The 15,148-nt window shown below is 72.8% G+C and carries 16 protein-coding genes; 7 read left to right on the top strand and 9 right to left on the bottom strand.

Annotated elements, in window-relative coordinates:
* Positions 1–32: 32 nt before the first annotated feature.
* Complete coding sequence (locus tag O7614_RS28745; protein WP_278141524.1) at positions 33–1,364, bottom strand: extracellular solute-binding protein; 1,332 nt, start codon at positions 1,362–1,364, stop codon at positions 33–35.
* A 139-nt stretch (positions 1,365–1,503) separates the two neighbouring features.
* Here O7614_RS28745 and O7614_RS28740 point away from each other — a divergent pair, with 139 nt between their 5' ends.
* The 3 genes from O7614_RS28740 (at position 1,504) to O7614_RS28730 (ending at position 3,405) form a co-directional block, all read left to right on the top strand.
* Positions 1,504–2,337 carry a phosphoribosylaminoimidazolesuccinocarboxamide synthase gene (locus O7614_RS28740; RefSeq protein WP_278141523.1) on the top strand — a complete coding sequence of 278 codons (834 nt, stop codon included), beginning with the start codon at positions 1,504–1,506 and terminating at the stop codon, positions 2,335–2,337.
* Between the two features lie 94 nt (positions 2,338–2,431).
* Positions 2,432–3,214 (top strand): helix-turn-helix transcriptional regulator, encoded by a 783-nt coding sequence (locus O7614_RS28735; protein ID WP_278141522.1) that lies wholly within the window; start codon positions 2,432–2,434, stop codon positions 3,212–3,214.
* A 26-nt stretch (positions 3,215–3,240) separates the two neighbouring features.
* Positions 3,241–3,405, top strand: a complete 165-nt coding sequence (locus O7614_RS28730) for a DUF397 domain-containing protein (RefSeq protein ID WP_347404383.1) — start codon at positions 3,241–3,243, stop codon at positions 3,403–3,405.
* A 2-nt stretch (positions 3,406–3,407) separates the two neighbouring features.
* Here the strand turns inward: O7614_RS28730 and glpK are convergent, their stop codons facing one another.
* Complete coding sequence (gene glpK, locus O7614_RS28725) at positions 3,408–4,892, bottom strand: glycerol kinase GlpK (protein WP_278141520.1); 1,485 nt, start codon at positions 4,890–4,892, stop codon at positions 3,408–3,410.
* A gap of 102 nt (positions 4,893–4,994) precedes the next feature.
* Between glpK and O7614_RS28720 the strand changes: the two genes are divergently transcribed.
* Positions 4,995–5,933 carry a ribose-phosphate pyrophosphokinase gene (locus O7614_RS28720; RefSeq protein WP_278141519.1) on the top strand — a complete coding sequence of 313 codons (939 nt, stop codon included), beginning with the start codon at positions 4,995–4,997 and terminating at the stop codon, positions 5,931–5,933.
* Positions 5,934–6,053: 120 nt separating this feature from the next.
* On the opposite strand, the gene O7614_RS28715 is transcribed toward O7614_RS28720, so the two are convergent.
* A complete protein-coding gene (locus tag O7614_RS28715) occupies positions 6,054–6,509 on the bottom strand; it encodes an ATP-binding protein (RefSeq protein WP_278141518.1) in 456 nt (151 codons plus the stop codon).
* Between the two features lie 120 nt (positions 6,510–6,629).
* Here O7614_RS28715 and O7614_RS28710 point away from each other — a divergent pair, with 120 nt between their 5' ends.
* Complete coding sequence (locus tag O7614_RS28710; RefSeq protein ID WP_278141517.1) at positions 6,630–7,769, top strand: DUF5931 domain-containing protein; 1,140 nt, start codon at positions 6,630–6,632, stop codon at positions 7,767–7,769.
* 14 nt (positions 7,770–7,783) lie between these two features.
* Positions 7,784–8,434, top strand: a complete 651-nt coding sequence (locus O7614_RS28705) for a response regulator transcription factor (protein ID WP_278142419.1) — start codon at positions 7,784–7,786, stop codon at positions 8,432–8,434.
* Positions 8,435–8,440: 6 nt separating this feature from the next.
* Here O7614_RS28705 and O7614_RS28700 read toward each other — a convergent pair whose 3' ends face one another.
* The 3 genes from O7614_RS28700 to O7614_RS28690 form a co-directional block, all read right to left on the bottom strand.
* Entirely contained in the window at positions 8,441–9,013 is a 573-nt protein-coding gene (locus O7614_RS28700) for a DUF5709 domain-containing protein (RefSeq protein ID WP_278141516.1), read from the bottom strand.
* Positions 9,014–9,102: 89 nt separating this feature from the next.
* Entirely contained in the window at positions 9,103–9,954 is an 852-nt protein-coding gene (locus tag O7614_RS28695; RefSeq protein ID WP_278141515.1) for an ATP-binding protein, read from the bottom strand.
* Positions 9,954–10,952, bottom strand: a complete 999-nt coding sequence (locus O7614_RS28690; protein ID WP_278141514.1) for an SDR family oxidoreductase — start codon at positions 10,950–10,952, stop codon at positions 9,954–9,956. The genes O7614_RS28695 and O7614_RS28690 overlap by 1 nt, the downstream gene beginning before the upstream one ends.
* Before the next feature lie 224 nt (positions 10,953–11,176).
* Between O7614_RS28690 and O7614_RS28685 the strand changes: the two genes are divergently transcribed.
* Positions 11,177–12,376, top strand: coding sequence for a glycosyltransferase (locus O7614_RS28685; RefSeq protein ID WP_278141513.1), 1,200 nt, complete (start codon positions 11,177–11,179; stop codon positions 12,374–12,376).
* On the opposite strand, the gene O7614_RS28680 is transcribed toward O7614_RS28685, so the two are convergent.
* The 3 genes from O7614_RS28680 to rsgA are packed head-to-tail and all read right to left on the bottom strand — an operon-like array spanning position 12,377 to position 15,148.
* Positions 12,377–13,231, bottom strand: a complete 855-nt coding sequence (locus O7614_RS28680; protein WP_278142418.1) for a hypothetical protein — start codon at positions 13,229–13,231, stop codon at positions 12,377–12,379.
* A 59-nt stretch (positions 13,232–13,290) separates the two neighbouring features.
* A complete protein-coding gene (gene hisN / locus O7614_RS28675) occupies positions 13,291–14,109 on the bottom strand; it encodes a histidinol-phosphatase (protein ID WP_278141512.1) in 819 nt (272 codons plus the stop codon).
* 28 nt (positions 14,110–14,137) lie between these two features.
* The gene (rsgA, locus tag O7614_RS28670; RefSeq protein WP_278141511.1) at positions 14,138–15,148 is read right to left on the bottom strand and encodes a ribosome small subunit-dependent GTPase A; all 1,011 of its coding nucleotides are present in this window, start codon (positions 15,146–15,148) and stop codon (positions 14,138–14,140) included.

The raw sequence follows: 15,148 nt of genomic DNA, 5'->3' as shown, positions 1-15,148 counted from the left end.
GGGCGGCCGGCCCTGAAGCCGGCCGCCGGCGCTCACACCGCCAGGGCCGCGATGGCCTGGGACAGGAAACGCGCGGTGGCCTCCCGGGTGCCGTCCCGCCTGACGCGGATGCGCTCGGCGGCGGTGACCAGCAGGGTGCGCACCTTGGCATGCCCCTGGGGTGGTGGCGCCGGTGCCGGCCCGAGCAGGTCGGCGATGCTGGCGCCGAACGCGGCGGCCCGCCGCTGGGCCGGGTCGGTGATGCTGCCCTCGGCGTAGCTACGGACAGCGAGGCTGGCGTTCAGCCCGCGCTCGTGGCCCAGGACCGTGCCGGCCTCGCCGTTCGTGGTCAGGAAATTGATCACGTCGACGACGGTGTTCGGGTGGCGGGTGCCGCGGAATGCGGCCCAGTACATCGATGCCCGCGCCCACTGGGCGCCGGGTGCCCCCGGCAGGCCGGTCAGGCCCAGCTCGGCATCGGTGAGTCGCTGAAGCTCCGGCAGCTGATGGGACCAGGCGAAGGACGCGGCGGTCAACCCGGTGACCACCGGTTGCCGGCCCGGCTCCCCGCTGTCCGCCTGCTCGATGAGCGCCCCGCCCGGCGTGGCCCGTTCGGCGCGGGCCTGCTGCCACAGCTCGAACCACGCGATCAGCTCGTCCGCGCCGAAACCGATCTGGTTGCCCCGGTAGAACTCACCGCCCCTCGACCGCAGCCAGAGCCAGAGCGCCCGGTAGTCGCCGGACGCGTCCATGGTGCCGGCCACCTGGCCGTCACTGGCGTCGGTGACCTGCCCCGCCCAGGAGAGGTATTCGGCCCAGGTCATCCCGCCACGGGGCTCGGGCACCCGCAGCTCCTGCAGCAGGTCGCGGTTGAAGACCACGCTCATGTGGGTCTGCCCGCTGGCCACCGCCATCGTCCGCCCCTCGACCGTGCCGTAGCGGACCAGCCCTTCCGGCAGGCCCCGCAGGTCCAGGTGGTGGTCGGCGACCCGGTCGCTGAGGTCGAGGATGATCTGGCGTTGGGCGTACTCGGTCAGCATCGCGTCGTCGATCTGGATCAGGTCCGGGACGTTGCCACCCGCCGCCTGGGTGGCCAGGCGGTCGTAGTAGCCCTCGGCGCCCTGCCAGGTGACCCGGAAGGTGACCCGGGGGTTGCGATCCGAGTAGAGGCGCAGCACCTTCTCGGTGATCTCGGCCCGCTTGGCGCTGCCCCACCAGAAGACCGACAGCTCGACCGGCCCGTCCTGGGTCGACGTGGTGGCGCCGTCGCTGCATCCGGCCAGCCCACCCGACGCGAGCAGAGGAGCGCCGAGCAGCGCGCCGAGCAGTCGGCGTCGGCCCGGGTCGGCGCCGAGGCGGTCGAACGGGGGTCGCACAACGGGCACGGGGGTCTCCTGGACCTGCGGGGGCAGCGGTCGGACCATTCACGCAGGCAGCGCACGAGGGTGTCAACGTCCGTCCGGTCACCCCCTCGCGCAGGTGGTCGAATCGGGCTGACCGACACCGCATGGTGTACTAGGGCGCGTGGAACTTCTGCACTCTGGCAAGGCTCGGGATGTCTACGCCGACGGCGAGGACCTGATCCTGGTCGCCTCGGACCGCATCTCGATCTACGACGTGGCGCTGCCCACGCCTATCCCAGACAAGGGTCGCCTGCTCACCGCACTCTCGCTGTGGTGGTTCGAGCAGCTCGCCGACCTGGTGCCGAACCACGTCATCTCCGCCACCGACGTGCCCGCCGAGTTCGCCGGGCGGGCCATCCGGTGCCAGCGGCTGGACATGCTCCCGGTCGAGTGCGTCGCCCGCGGCTACCTCACCGGCGGCGGCCTGCGGGAGTACGAGCGGACCGGCGCGGTCTCCGGCGTACCACTGCCGCGAGGGCTGGGCGAGGCGTCGATCCTGCCCGAGCCGATCTTCACACCGTCGAGCAAGGCGCCGATGGGCGAGCACGACGAACCCATCACGTACGACGACGTGGTGGACAAGGTGGGCGAGGCGACCGCCGAGCGACTGCGGCAGATCACCCTCGACGTCTACCGGCGCGGCGCGGAGCTGGCCGCCGACCGGGGCATCCTGGTCGCCGACACCAAGCTCGAGCTGGGCTGGGCGCCGGACGGCACGCTGGTCCTCGCCGACGAGCTGCTCACCTCCGACTCGTCGCGGTTCTGGCCAGCCGAGTCGTACCAGCCGGGACGGGTGCAGTTCTCCTACGACAAGCAGTACGTGCGGGACTGGGCCACCGGTAGCGGCTGGGACAAGCAGGGCCCGGCCCCGGACCTGCCGGCCGAGGTGGTCGAGGCGACCCGGGCGCGCTACATCGACGTCTACGAGAAGCTCACCGGCAACCGCTGGGAGTGACCGGGACGCCGCGCTGTCGCCGTACCCGCTGGACCTGACCGTCGTCACCGTCGAGGATGAACTCATCACTCTTAGTGGAGTCTGGGGCGGTCGGATGAACGGCGACATGTGGATCAGGGCGCTCAAGGCGGCCCGGGCCGGTGCGGGCGTCTCGCAGGAGGCCCTGGCGGAGCTGATCAGGTGGAGTCCGTCCACCATCGCGGCGATCGAGACCGGGCGACGCCGACCCACCCCGCAGTTCGCCGAGGCGGCGGACGCGGCGCTGGAGACCGGCGGGGTGTTGGCCGAGTTGCTGGCGGTGGCGGCCCGGCAGGAGTCGCCGGCCTGGTTCGCGCAGTGGCGGGGGATCGAGGCAGAGGCGGTCGCCCTCCGCACCGTTCAACCGTCGCTGGTGCCGGGCCTGCTCCAGACCGAGGCGTACGCGCACGCGGTGCTCAGCGCCCAGGGCACCCACACCCCGGAGCAGGTCGCCCAACTGGTCGCCGGCCGGCTGGCCCGCCAGGAGCTGCTGACCGGCCCGACCCCGAAGCGGTTCACCGCGGTCGTCGACGAGACCGCGCTGCGCCGCGTGGTCGGCGATCGGGACGTCCAGCTCGCCCAGTTGGAACGGCTGGTCGAGCTGGCCACCCTGCCCCACATCCGGCTTTACGTGATTGCCGCCGGCGTGGGCGCGCACCCCGGGCTGGCCGGCGGCTTCGTGCTGGCCAATTTGCCCGACGGCGACGAGGTGGCCTACATCGACGGGGTCTTCGGTCAGATCGTCGACCGGACCGACACCGTTGATACCATCAGGACGATGTGGGACACGCTGCTGGGCGAGGCCCTGCCGGCGGGCGTGTCAGTCGAGCTGGTCGGAAAGCTGGTGAACGAGCTGTGAACTCCGCCCCCACCCCTCGGTGGCGCGTGTCGACCCGGTCCGGCAACGGCGGTGACACCTGCGTCGAGGTGGCCGACAACCTGCCAGAACAGGTGCTGGTCCGTGACTCCACCGACCGCGCCGGTGCCGTCCTCACCTTCGCGCCGGCGGCCTGGCGCGCGTTCGTGGCGCGGGTCCGCACCGGCAGCTGAGGTCAGTCCACCCAGTCCAGGGTGCGTTGCACGGCCTTGCGCCACTGGCGCAGCTCCTCTTCGCGCAGGTCTGCCGCCATGGTCGACTCCCACTGCGCGTCGGAGCGCCACTGCGCCCGCAGCGTGGCCAGGTCGGGCCAGAAGCCGACCGCCAGCCCTGCCGCGTACGCGGCGCCCAGGCAGGTGGTCTCGGTGATCCGGGACCGGACGACCGGCACGTCGAGGACGTCGGCGAGGAACTGCATGAGCAGCCCGTTGGCGGTCATCCCACCGTCTACGCGGAGTCGGCGCAGCGCCACGTCGGAGTCCGCGTCCATCGCGTCGACCACCTCGCGGGTCTGCCACGCCGACGCCTCCAGCACCGCCCGGGCCAGGTGCCCCTTGGTGATGTAGCCGGTCAGACCGGCGATCACCCCACGGGCGTCGCTGCGCCAGTGCGGGGCGAACAGCCCGGAGAACGCCGGCACCACGTAGCAGCCCCCGTTGTCGTCCACCGTGCGCGCCAACTCCTCCACCTCGGCCGCATTGGAGATCAACCCGAGGTTGTCCCGCAGCCACTGCACCAGCGAGCCGGTGACGGCGATCGCGCCCTCCAGGGCGTACGCCGGGGGTTGGTCCTTGATCCGGTAGGCGACCGTGGTGAGCAGGCCGTGCGTCGACGGGACCGGGGTGGCGCCGGTGTTGAGCAGCAGGAAGCTCCCGGTGCCGTAGGTGCACTTCGCCTCGCCCGGCTGGAAGCAGGTCTGCCCGAACAGGGCGGCCTGCTGGTCACCGAGAGCGCTGGCCACCGGCACCCCGGCGAGCACGCCGGTGGCCGTGCCGTACACCTCGGCCGAGCAGCGGATCTCCGGCAGCATCGCCGCCGGGACGCCCATCGCGTCCAGCAGGTCCGGGGCCCAGTCCAGGGTGGTGAGGTCCATCAGCATGGTCCGGCTGGCGTTTGTCACGTCGGTGACGTGCTCGCCGGTCAGCTTCCAGATCAGCCAGCTGTCCATGGTGCCGAAGAGGACCTCGCCGCGCTCGGCGCGCTCGCGCAGGCCGTCGACCTCGTCCAGCAGCCAGCACAGCTTCGGCCCGGCGAAGTAGGTGGCCAGCGGCAGGCCGGTGCGGGACCGGAACCGCTCCTCGCCGTACGCCGAGGCCAGCTCGCGCAGCAGCGGCCCGGTGCGGGTGTCCTGCCAGACGACGGCGTTGGCCACCGGCCGGCCGGTGGACCGGTCCCAGACGACTGTGGTCTCCCGCTGGTTGGTGATGCCGACGGCGGCCAGCCCGGCCGCGTCGGTGCCGGCGGCCCGCAGCGCCTCGGCGACCACCTGCTGGACGTTGTCCCAGATCTCCTCGGCGTCGTGCTCCACCCAGCCGGGCTGGGGGAAGATCTGCCGGTGTTCGCGCTGGGCCGCGGCGACGATGTCCCCGGCCTGGTCGAACACGATGCACCGCGAGGAGGTGGTGCCCTGGTCGATGGCGGCGACGTACTGGGGGGTCACCGCAGCACCGTACCCGGACCGACGGCGTGGTGCGAGCTGCGTCACGGTCGGTCGCGGCCCGGTGCCGGCCACCGCCGTGCGCGTCGCCTACGATGTGCGAACGTGCGCGACATCGCCGTTTTCAGTGGAACTGCCCACCCCGACCTGGCCGCCGAGATCTGCGCCCACCTGGGGGTGCCGCTGCACCCGGTGCGGGTCTCCCGGTTCGCGAACGACTGCCTGGAAGTGCAGTTGCAGGCCAACTGCCGCGAGCGGGACGTCTTCCTGATCCAGCCGCTGGTGCCGCCGGTGCAGGAGAACCTGGTCGAGCTGCTGCTGATGATCGACGCGGCGCGGGGTGCCTCCGCCGGCCGGATCACGGTCGTGCTGCCGCACTACGCGTACGCCCGATCGGACAAGAAGGATGCGCCACGGATCTCGATCGGCGCCCGGCTGGTCGCCGATCTACTCACGTCGGCCGGTGCGGACCGGGTGCTCGCGATGACCCTGCACTCGCCGCAGGTGCACGGCTTCTTCAGCGTCCCCGTGGATCACCTGCACGCGTTGCGGGAGCTGGCCACCCACTTCCAGCGCTACGACCTGAGCAACACCGTGGTGGTCTCACCCGACCTGGGCAACGCCAAGGAGGCGGCGGCCTTCGCCCGGCTGCTCGGTACGCCGGTCGCGGCCGGGGCGAAGCAGCGGTTCAGCGACGACCTGGTCAAGATCAGTGCGGTGATCGGCGAGGTGGCCGACCGGGACGTCATCGTGCTGGACGACGAGATCGCCAAGGGCAGCACGGTGGTCGAGTTGATGGAGCATCTGCGCGGCCTCAAGGTCAGGTCGATCCGGCTCGCCTGCACGCACGGCCTCTTCTCCGACGACGCCCTGCGGCGGCTCAGCGATCAGGACGGCGTCCTGGAGATCGTCTGCACCAACACGGTGCCCATTCCGGCCGCCAAGCGGGTGCCCGAGCTGCAGGTCCTGTCGGTGGCGCCGGCCCTGGCCGAGGCCATGCGTCGGATCCACAACGGCGAGTCCGTCTCCGCCCTCTTCGGCTGACTGTGCCCGCACCCCAACCCGGTCGATCATGGAGTTATGGTGCCTGGTTTGGCACCTTTTGTTGACTTTGTCGCCCACCACAAGTCCATGATCGACGAGGCGGTGCGGGCCGGGCGGGGGTCAGTACGTGCTGCGGTTCTGGCTGACGAGGCCGGTGGTGACGCGCACGGTGGTGCCGGCGGTGCTGGTGACGACGTCCATGGCGTCGGTCAGCTCGCGGGCCAGCCAGAGCCCCCAACCGCCGGCGGTGTCCGGGGCCGGCCGGCTGCGGTCGCCCAGCCGCTGCGGGTTGATCCCGTGCCCATGGTCGGCCACCTCGCAGATCAGCGCGTCCGCCTCGTGCCAGAGCCGCAACCATCCGCGCCCGCCACCGTGCCGGACCGCGTTGGTGATCAGCTCGTTGATGGCGAGCACGAAATCGTCCAGCCGTTGGCCGGTGAGCCCGCAGGCATGCGCGCAGGAGGTGACCGAGTGTCGGATTTCGGTCACCTGGGCCTGGTCGAAGGCGTCGGTGATCAGGAGGGCAGGTTCGATGGGCACAACCGTACGCGGTGCGTGCGGATCTGCGTTGGTCATGGGCCCGTCCCGGCGGCGGATCTAGGAGTACTTCGCGGCTTTTCCACCGTACGTCAGGGTTTCCCGAACCGCACTCGCTGCCCGCCGTGCGGCTGACCCGGTTGTGGCATCCTGACCGCCATGCCGTCGCCGCCGGGTGGATTCGAGGTGCCGCTGTGGCGTGCGCTCACGGTGTTCCGGGTGGCGTCCCTGGCGTACGTCTGCGTGCTCGCGGTGCGCGACGCCGACCGGTACGCCCACCCGTACGCCGTCGGCGCCCTGATCCTGGTGATGGCGGCGTGGACCGGGTTGACCGCGATCGGGTACGCCCGGCCGGCCTGGCGGCGCTGGCCACTGCTGCTGACCGACCTTGGCGTGGTGCTGGCCGTCGTACTGGCCACCCCGTGGGTGATCGGTCGCGCGGCGCTCGCCAGCGGCGTACCCACCATGGGGGTTGCCTGGATGGCCGGCCCGGTGCTGGCCTGGGCCGTCTCCGGCGGGCGGCGGCGGGGCACGATCGCCGCGCTGCTGGTGGCCGGCGCGGACCTGGCCACCCGGGAGCGGATCGGTCAGTCCTCGTTCACCGGGGTGATCCTGATGCTGCTCGCCGGAGTGGTGGTGGGGCACGTGGCCCGGCTCGCGGTGGGCGCCGAGGAACGGCTGCAACGCGCAGTGGAGTTGGAGGCTGCCACCCGGGAGCGGGAGAGGCTGGCCCGGGGCATCCACGACTCGGTGCTCCAGGTGCTGGCGCTGGTGCAGCGGCGGGGCGCCGACCTGCCCGGCGAGGCCGGCGAGCTGGCCCGGCTGGCGGGCGAGCAGGAGGCCGCGTTGCGGGCCCTGATCGCCGGCACCGACCCGGCCGCCGCCGCGCTCCCGGACGGCACCGAGGCGGCGGCGGTGGACCTGCGGACCCTGCTCAGCCGGTACGCCTCGACGGCGGTGGCGCTCTCCGCACCGGCCACCCCGGTGCCGCTGCCGAGGTGGGTGGCCGGTGAGCTGGCCGCCGCGACCGGCGCGGCCCTGGACAACGTGGGCCGGCACGCCGGTGGGCGGGCCTGGGTGTTGATCGAGGACGAGGGGGCGACGGTGACCGTGTCGATCCGCGACGAGGGGCCGGGCATCCCGGCCGGCCGGCTGGCCGAGGCCGCCGCGCAGGGCCGGCTCGGCGTGACCCAGTCCATCCGGGGTCGGGTGGCCGACGTGGGCGGGACGGTACGGATCGTGTCCGCCCCCGACGCCGGCACCGAGATCGAGTTGACAGTGCCGAGGGCGCAGCGGTGACCCCGACCCGGGTGATGGTGGTCGACGACCATCCGATGTGGCGGGAAGGCGTCGCCCGCGACCTCACCGAGGCGGGCTTCCTGGTGGTGGCGACCAGCGGCGAGGGGCGACAGGCCGTCCGGGTGGCTGCCGCCGCCCGGCCCGACGTGGTCGTGCTCGACCTGCAACTACCGGACATCTCCGGTGTCGAGGTGATCCTGGGCCTGCGCGCGGCCCTGCCCGACGTGCGGGTGCTGATGCTCAGCGCCAGCGGCGAACAGCAGAGCGTGCTGGACGCCGTCAAGGCGGGGGCCACCGGCTACCTCGTGAAGTCGACAGCGCCCGCCGAGTTCCTCGACGCGGTCCGCCGCACCGCCGCCGGCGGCACGGTCTTCACCCCCGGCCTGGCCGGGCTCGTCCTCGGCGAGTACCGCCGGCTGGCCGCCAACCCGGGTCAGGCCGACCCGGGCGGCGGCGCGGAGCCCGCCACGCCCCGGCTCACCGACCGGGAGACGGAGGTGCTGCGGCTGGTGGCGAAGGGGCTGTCGTACAAGCAGATAGCGCAGCGGCTCGGGTTGTCGCACCGCACGGTCCAGAACCACGTGCAGAACACCCTGGGGAAGCTGCAACTGCACAACCGGGTCGAGTTGACCCGCTACGCCATCGAACGGGGCCTGGACGACTGACCCGGGTCAGACCGAGCGGGGCGGCTCCGTCTCGTGGATGGCCAACTCCTCGGCGGTCGCCCCGCCGCCGGCCGAACCCGCGTCGTACGCCACCGAGTCGGTCTCCTGGTCGGTGTGCGAACCCTCGTCCGGCTCGACCAGCCGGCCGACCGTGGCGTCGGCGACAGTGCCGAGCTGACCGTGGTCGTAGAGGGACACCGGTGAGTTCGGGTCCGAAGTCGGCCCGGGGTCCATCACGTCGGCGTCCAACTGGGCCTCCGCGGCGGCCTCCAGGTTGTCCGCCTCGAAGGCGATCTTCGGGTCGATCGTCCCCGCCAGCGGGTCGTCCGCCGGCCGCTCGTAGACCTCTCGTTCGAGCTTGTAGTCCAACGACTCCCCGTCCAGCTGCTCCTCGGCGGTCGTCCCGAACCGGTCCACCGCGACCGGCGTCCGGTCGCCGGGCAGCTGGGCCGGGTCCGGGCCGTCCGCCTCGCGCCCGGTGAGCACGTCGTCGTTGGCGGTCGAGTCGTCATCGACGGTGTCGGGCAGGCCTTGCGCCTCGGTGTCGGACACGGGGGTCGGGTACTCGTTGTCGCGCATGTCTGACCACTACCCGCTGCCCTCCCGCCATAACCGGAGCACGGCAGGCCGTGCGGTGGCGAAACCGGCATCCGGGGCGGAACACCCCGTCAGCCCAGGTGGGCCACCTCGTCGTCCGGGTGCAGAACACACCAGACCACCTTGCCGTCCCCTATGGCGCTGCTACCCCAGCGACGGGCCATCGTGTCGATCAGCAGCAGACCACGGCCGCCGGCCCGGTCCGGCGGGGACAGGCCGGCGAACGTCGGCCGGTGCGGCGAGTGGTCGCGAACCGCCAGGTGCAGGGTGTCGTCCTGCGGGGCGAGCCGGACCGTCATCGGGGTCCGGGCGTGCGCCACCACGTTGTTGACCATCTCGGTGACCACGATGCACGCCGGGTCGATCAATTCCGGCACGCCCCAGCGCCGGCAACCGGTGCTGACCAGTTCACGGGCCTGCCGGGCGGCTGCCACCGTCGGGGCCAGCTCGACGGTGAGCACCGCCGCCAGTGGCGTCGCCGCGACCGCGGCCAGCGCGCCGTCCACCGTCGGCCAGGCCGGCACCCCGTCCACCGTCGTCGGCGCGGCCTGGTCCCCGGCCGCGGTGGTCGGGGCGGTCGGCTGCACGGTGCCCGTGTGGTCGGGCCGGTCGGCCGCCGGGTCGCACAGCAGCAGATCCGCCGCCGGCCAGTCGGCGACCTCCCGGCGAACCTCGGCGAAGACGCTCCGCCCGGTCGGGTCGGCCACCCGCAGCCCGGTGACGTCCGCGACCACCGGACCGGGCCGGTCGGCGAGTCGGGCGAGCAGTGCGAGGCGTACCCCCTCGGCTGCGGCGGCGTCGAGCACACCGGTCAACCGGACCACCGCCGACGACTCGTCGACCTCCACGGGACAGTTCGCCGTGGTCGCCTCATCCGGCCCGCCGGTGACGGCTCGCGCGTTCGGGCGCTCGGTGGCGGTCATCAGCGGACCGACCGGGACCGGCGGTTGATCGCCGCCATCGTGCCCACCGCCGTGCCGGCCGCCGCCAGGCCGAACGCCGCGGTCATCCGCACCAACTGGCGGCGTCGGCCGTGCCAGCCGCCGTCCCGGCGGGCGTCGGCGTCGGCGTGGAACATGTTGCCGGTGCTGTCCAACCGGGCCCCCGGACCGAACTGGGTGCGGTGGGCGTACCAGCCGAGGGTGCGCTCCACCAGCGCGGGCGCCAGCCGCCACTGGAGGCCGAGCAGCCGGGCCGCGCCACCGGCGTACGCCTCGCGGCGCGGTCGGCGCAGCAGCCGGACGATGGTCTCGGCGACCACCTCCGGCGGGTAGATCGGGGGCGGTGGCACCAGTTCGCGGCCGGTGTGGTTGGCCGCGTGCCGGAAGAACGGGGTGTCGATGGTGGCCGGCAGCACCGTGCAGACCGAGATCTGACCGCGACCGGTGACCCGCAACTCCTGCCGGACGGTGTCGGCCAACCCCCGGATGCCGTGCTTGGTGGCGTTGTACGCCGACTGGTACGGCATCGCCACCTCGGCCAGCACCGAGGCGTTGTTGACCAGCACGCCGCCGCCGGCCGCCTCCAGGTAGGGCAGCGCGGCCTTGATGCCGTGCACCGTCCCGAGCAGGTTGACCTCCAGCACGCGGCGGAACTCGGCGACCGGGATCTCGTCGAACAGGCCCACCGCGCCCACCGCGGCGTTGTTCACCCAGGCGTCGATCCGGCCGAACTCAGCCGCCGCCCGATCGGCCAACCGTCGCACCGACTCCAGATCGGTCACATCGGTGGGTACGACCAGCGCCCGGCCGCCCAACTCCCAGCATTGGTGGGCGACCTGTCGCAGGGCCGGCTCGCTGCGGGCGGCCAGCACGACGGCGGCACCCCGGCGGGCCAACGCGTACGCGGTCGCCGTGCCGATCCCGCTGGACGCGCCGGTGATCACAACGGTCGAATCGTCGAGGGTGCGGGTCAGCGGCATTCCTGGGCGGTACCCCCGCCCGGGCCTGCTCATACCACCAGGCAGTTGTCGATCATCATCGAACTGTTGGCTGGTGTGCCGTTTGTGCTTGCCGTGGCGCAAGTGTCGGCGGCACTCGCGGGGACTCTTCCTGATCTGCCAGGTTTCGGCTCCGGGCCCGGGGGTTAATGGGACGCTCTGACCGGGAGGACCACTGCCGAGGAAAGATCGCAGGGAGGTGACCCATGCGCGTCGGCCTCGTCTGCGCGCACGCCAGTTCGTACCGCCACGCCGACGGCCCACCGGTCGGCACCCGCCAGCACATCGCGCGGGTCGCCGCCGAGTTGGCCGAACGGGGCCACGACGTCCGGCTCTACGACCGCAGGGACGATCCAGGACTGCCGGCGACGGTCGACGTCGACGGCTACCAGGTGCACCGCGTGCCCGCCGGCCCGCCCACCCCGCTCTCCACCGCCGAGCTGATCCCCTACGTGACGGAGTTCGGCCGCTGGTTGACCGAGGAGTGGTCCGGCGCCTGGCGACCCGAGGTGGTGCACGGGCACTACTGGGTCGGTGGTCTGGCCGCCGCGCACGCCGTTCGGGAGACCGACATCCCGGTGGTGCAGACGTTCCACTCGCTCGGCGTCGAGCAACTACGGCACCTGGGCGGCCACTACGACGGGCCGGGGGAGCGGATCACGCTGGAACGGGCGCTCACCCGGGCGGTCGACATCGCCGTCGCCCAGTCGAACGACGAGGTCGACGAGCTGACCCGGATGGGTCTGCAGCGCAGCTCCGTCGCTCTGGTCCCGGCCGGGGTCGACATCGAGCAGTTCCACCCCGACGGCGAGGCGGCACCCCGCGAACAGCGGGCCCGCGTCCTGTCGGTGGGCTCGCTGTCGGCGGGGCACGGCCAGGAGGACCTGATCCGGGCGATGCGGCTGGTCGGCGACGCCGAACTGGTGATCGCCGGTGGGCCGCCGGCCGACCAACTGGCCAACCACGCCGAGGCGCGACGGCTGCGCGAGCTCGCCGAGCAGATCGGCGTCGCCGACCAGGTACGGCTCGTCGGGGCGGTTCCGCACGACCAGATGGCCACCTGGTACCGGTCGGCGGACGTGGTCGCCTGCACCCCGCACTACTCCTCGGCCGGTCGGGTCTCACTGGAGGCGATGGCCTGCGGCGTACCGGTCATCGGCTACGCCATGGGCGGCCTGGCGGACGCCGTCGTCGACGAGGTCACCGGCCGACTGGTTCCTCCCGGAGACGTGCGGGCACTCGGAGTCTCGCTGCGTCGGCTGCTCGCGGACAACGCCGGCCGTTTCGCGTACGGGCACGCCGCGGTGGACCGGGTTCGCAGCAGCTACACGTGGGAGCGGACCGCAGGCGCGTTGGAGCGTCTCTACGAGCGGGTGGTGAGCCGCCGCAAGCCGGTCGAAGCCTAGTCAGCCGGAACGGGTCGCGGCGACCATCGCGCGATCCCGGCCGCGCGGCACCGAACGCTGCTGCTGCGGCTCCGCGTACCGGGTCAACCCGATCACCGCGGTCAGGGTCACCAGGAAGCCGACGGCCGCCAGCCACTCCCGGCCCGGCCAGATCTTGTCGTTGAGCAGCAGCAGGCCGACGATCGCGGCCGGCACCGCGCCGGCGGCGTCCATCGCGGCGACCGCCGCGGTCGTCGAGCCGCGCTGCATGGCCAGGCCGAGCAGCAGTTGACCGACGATCGAGTGGACGATCAGCAGGTAGAACAGCGGGTCGGTGAGGAAGGCCTCGGCCGACGACGCGGATGCCAGCGGCCGAGCGGCGACCGCCGCCGAGCTGAACGCCAACCCGGCCAGCGAGCCGAGCGCCACCGAACCCGGTGCCCCGTGCAGTCGGACGGCGAAGACACCGAGCACCGCGATGACGCCGAGTGCCACCAGCAGGGCGATCGAGCCGGCCGTGCCGAGCTGGCGTGACGGCGCCGGGCGGGCGGAGAGCACCAACGCGGTGATCCCGGCGAAGAGCAACGCCAGCAACACCACCTCCGCCGCCGGTAGTCGCCACTTCAGCACCAGCACGCCGAGGATCGCGGTCACCCCGAGCCCGGCCGCCACACTGGCCTGCACGAGGAACAGCGGGAGATCCCGCCGGGCCAGGAAGGCGAACACGAAGCCGGCGATCTGGCAGCCCAGGCCGACCAGGTAGGTCCGGTGCCCGGCGAGGCGCAGCAGCAGGCCCGGATCGAAGGTGTGGTGGACCGTGGTGCGGGCCGCGGCCACCGACTGGAGGAGGTTGGCGAAGCCGTACGCGACGATCATCGTCGCGAGGAAGCACCAGCCGGAGGAGACCACGTGGCGAGGATAGAGGTTGCCGAGGGTCAGCGCTCGGCTGGCCGATCGAGCCGGGTGAGGATGTCGGCGTGCAGCACACCGTTGGTGGCCACCACACTGCTGTCGGTGCCCGGCGCCCCGGCCGGGGCCGGTCGACCGGCCAGATCCGTGACCGTGCCGCCCGCCTCGGTGACGATCGGTACCAACGCCGCCACGTCCCACAGCGACAGCTCCGGCTCGACCATCACGTCCAGTGCCCCCTCGGCCAGCAGCATGTAGCCGTAGAAGTCGCCGTACGCCCGGCTGCGCCAGGTGGCCCGCATCAGATCGAGCATCGCGTCGAGCCGATCGGCGCGCTCCCACCCGTCGAGGGACGAGTAGCAGAAGCTGGCGTCGCCGATCCCGCGCACCGACGACACCCCGATCCGCTCGCCGGCGGCCGGACCGGGACCGGCGTACGCGCCCGCGCCCGCGCTCGCCCACCAGCGCCGCCCCAGCGCCGGCGCGGACACCACGCCGACGGCCGGCCGGTCGCCGTCGTAGAGCGCGATCAGGGTGGCCCAGACCGGCACGCCGCGGACGAAGTTCTTGGTGCCGTCGATCGGGTCGATGATCCATCGGCGGCCGTCCGGGTCGGTGGACAGTTCGGCGCCGTACTCCTCACCCAGCACCCCGTCCGCCGGTCGGTGCCCGGCCAGCAGGGCGCGGATCTCGCGTTCCACGGCGGTGTCCGCGTCGGAGACGGGAGTCAGGTCGGGCTTCGCCTCCACGTGCAGGTCGAGCGCGCGGAACCGGGCCGTGGAGATGGCGTCGGCCCGGTCGGCGAGCAGGTGGGCGAGGGCGAGGTCGTCGGCGTACCCGGTCATCCCGGCAACCTAGCCGACGCCCGCCGGCTCACTCGTCGGGCCCGCGCCGGTCACCCTCGCCCGGCCCGCGCTGGTCGCTCTCACCGCGCGCGTCACCCTCGCCGGCCCGCGAGGCGAGCAGCCGGCGGTACGACGCCAGCCGACGCGGATCGGCCTTGCCGGCGGCCACCCAGGCGTCGAGGGCGCAGTCGGTCTCGTCCGCCGTGTGCTGGCAGTTGGGCGGGCAGTCGACGGTGCCCTCCACCAGGTCCGGGAAGCCGTGCAGCAGGCTGTCGGCGGACACGTGGGCCAACCCGAAGCTGCGGATCCCCGGAGTGTCGATGATCCAACCCGGGTCGGTGTCGACGCCCGGCACCGGTGGCAGTCGCAGCGCCACCGCGCTGGTGGAGGTGTGCCGGCCGCGGCCGATCGCACTCACCACGCCGACCGCGCGCAGCGCGTCGGGAACGAGGCGGTTGACCAACGTCGACTTGCCCACCCCGGAGTGCCCGACCAGCACCGACACCTTGCCGCTCAGCAGCGCGCGCAGCGCGGCCAGGTCGGAGTCGGGGCGGTTGAGCACGTACGGCAGCTCCAGTTCGGTGTAGTAACCCAGCACTTCTTCCGGCCCGGCCAGGTCGGCCTTGGTGAGGCAGAGCAGCGGCTCGACGTCCGCGTCGTACGCGGCCACCAGGCAGCGGTCGATGAATCCGGTACGCGGTGGCGGGTCGGCCAACGCGCTGACGATCACCAGCTGGTCGGCGTTGGCCACCACCACCCGTTCCAGCCGGCCCTCGGCGGTGGTCTCGTCGTCGTCGGCGGTGCGGCGCAGTACCGAGCGGCGCTCGGCGATCCGGACGATGCGGGCCAGGGCACCCTCCGCGCCGGACGTGTCCCCGACCAGGCTGACCCGGTCGCCCACCACCACCGACTTGCGGCCCAGCTCGCGGGCGCGCATCGCGGTGACAGTGGGCAGCTCGGCCCCGACCACGCCGCGTTCGGCCCCGGACAGCACGCACGTGTAGCGCCCCCGGTCGACAGCGATGACGAAGCCGTCCAC

Origin of the sequence: Micromonospora sp. WMMD961 (assembly GCF_029626145.1) — a bacterium.
Taxonomy (GTDB): domain Bacteria; phylum Actinomycetota; class Actinomycetes; order Mycobacteriales; family Micromonosporaceae; genus Micromonospora.
This window is presented reverse-complemented; position numbering and strand designations above follow the sequence as displayed.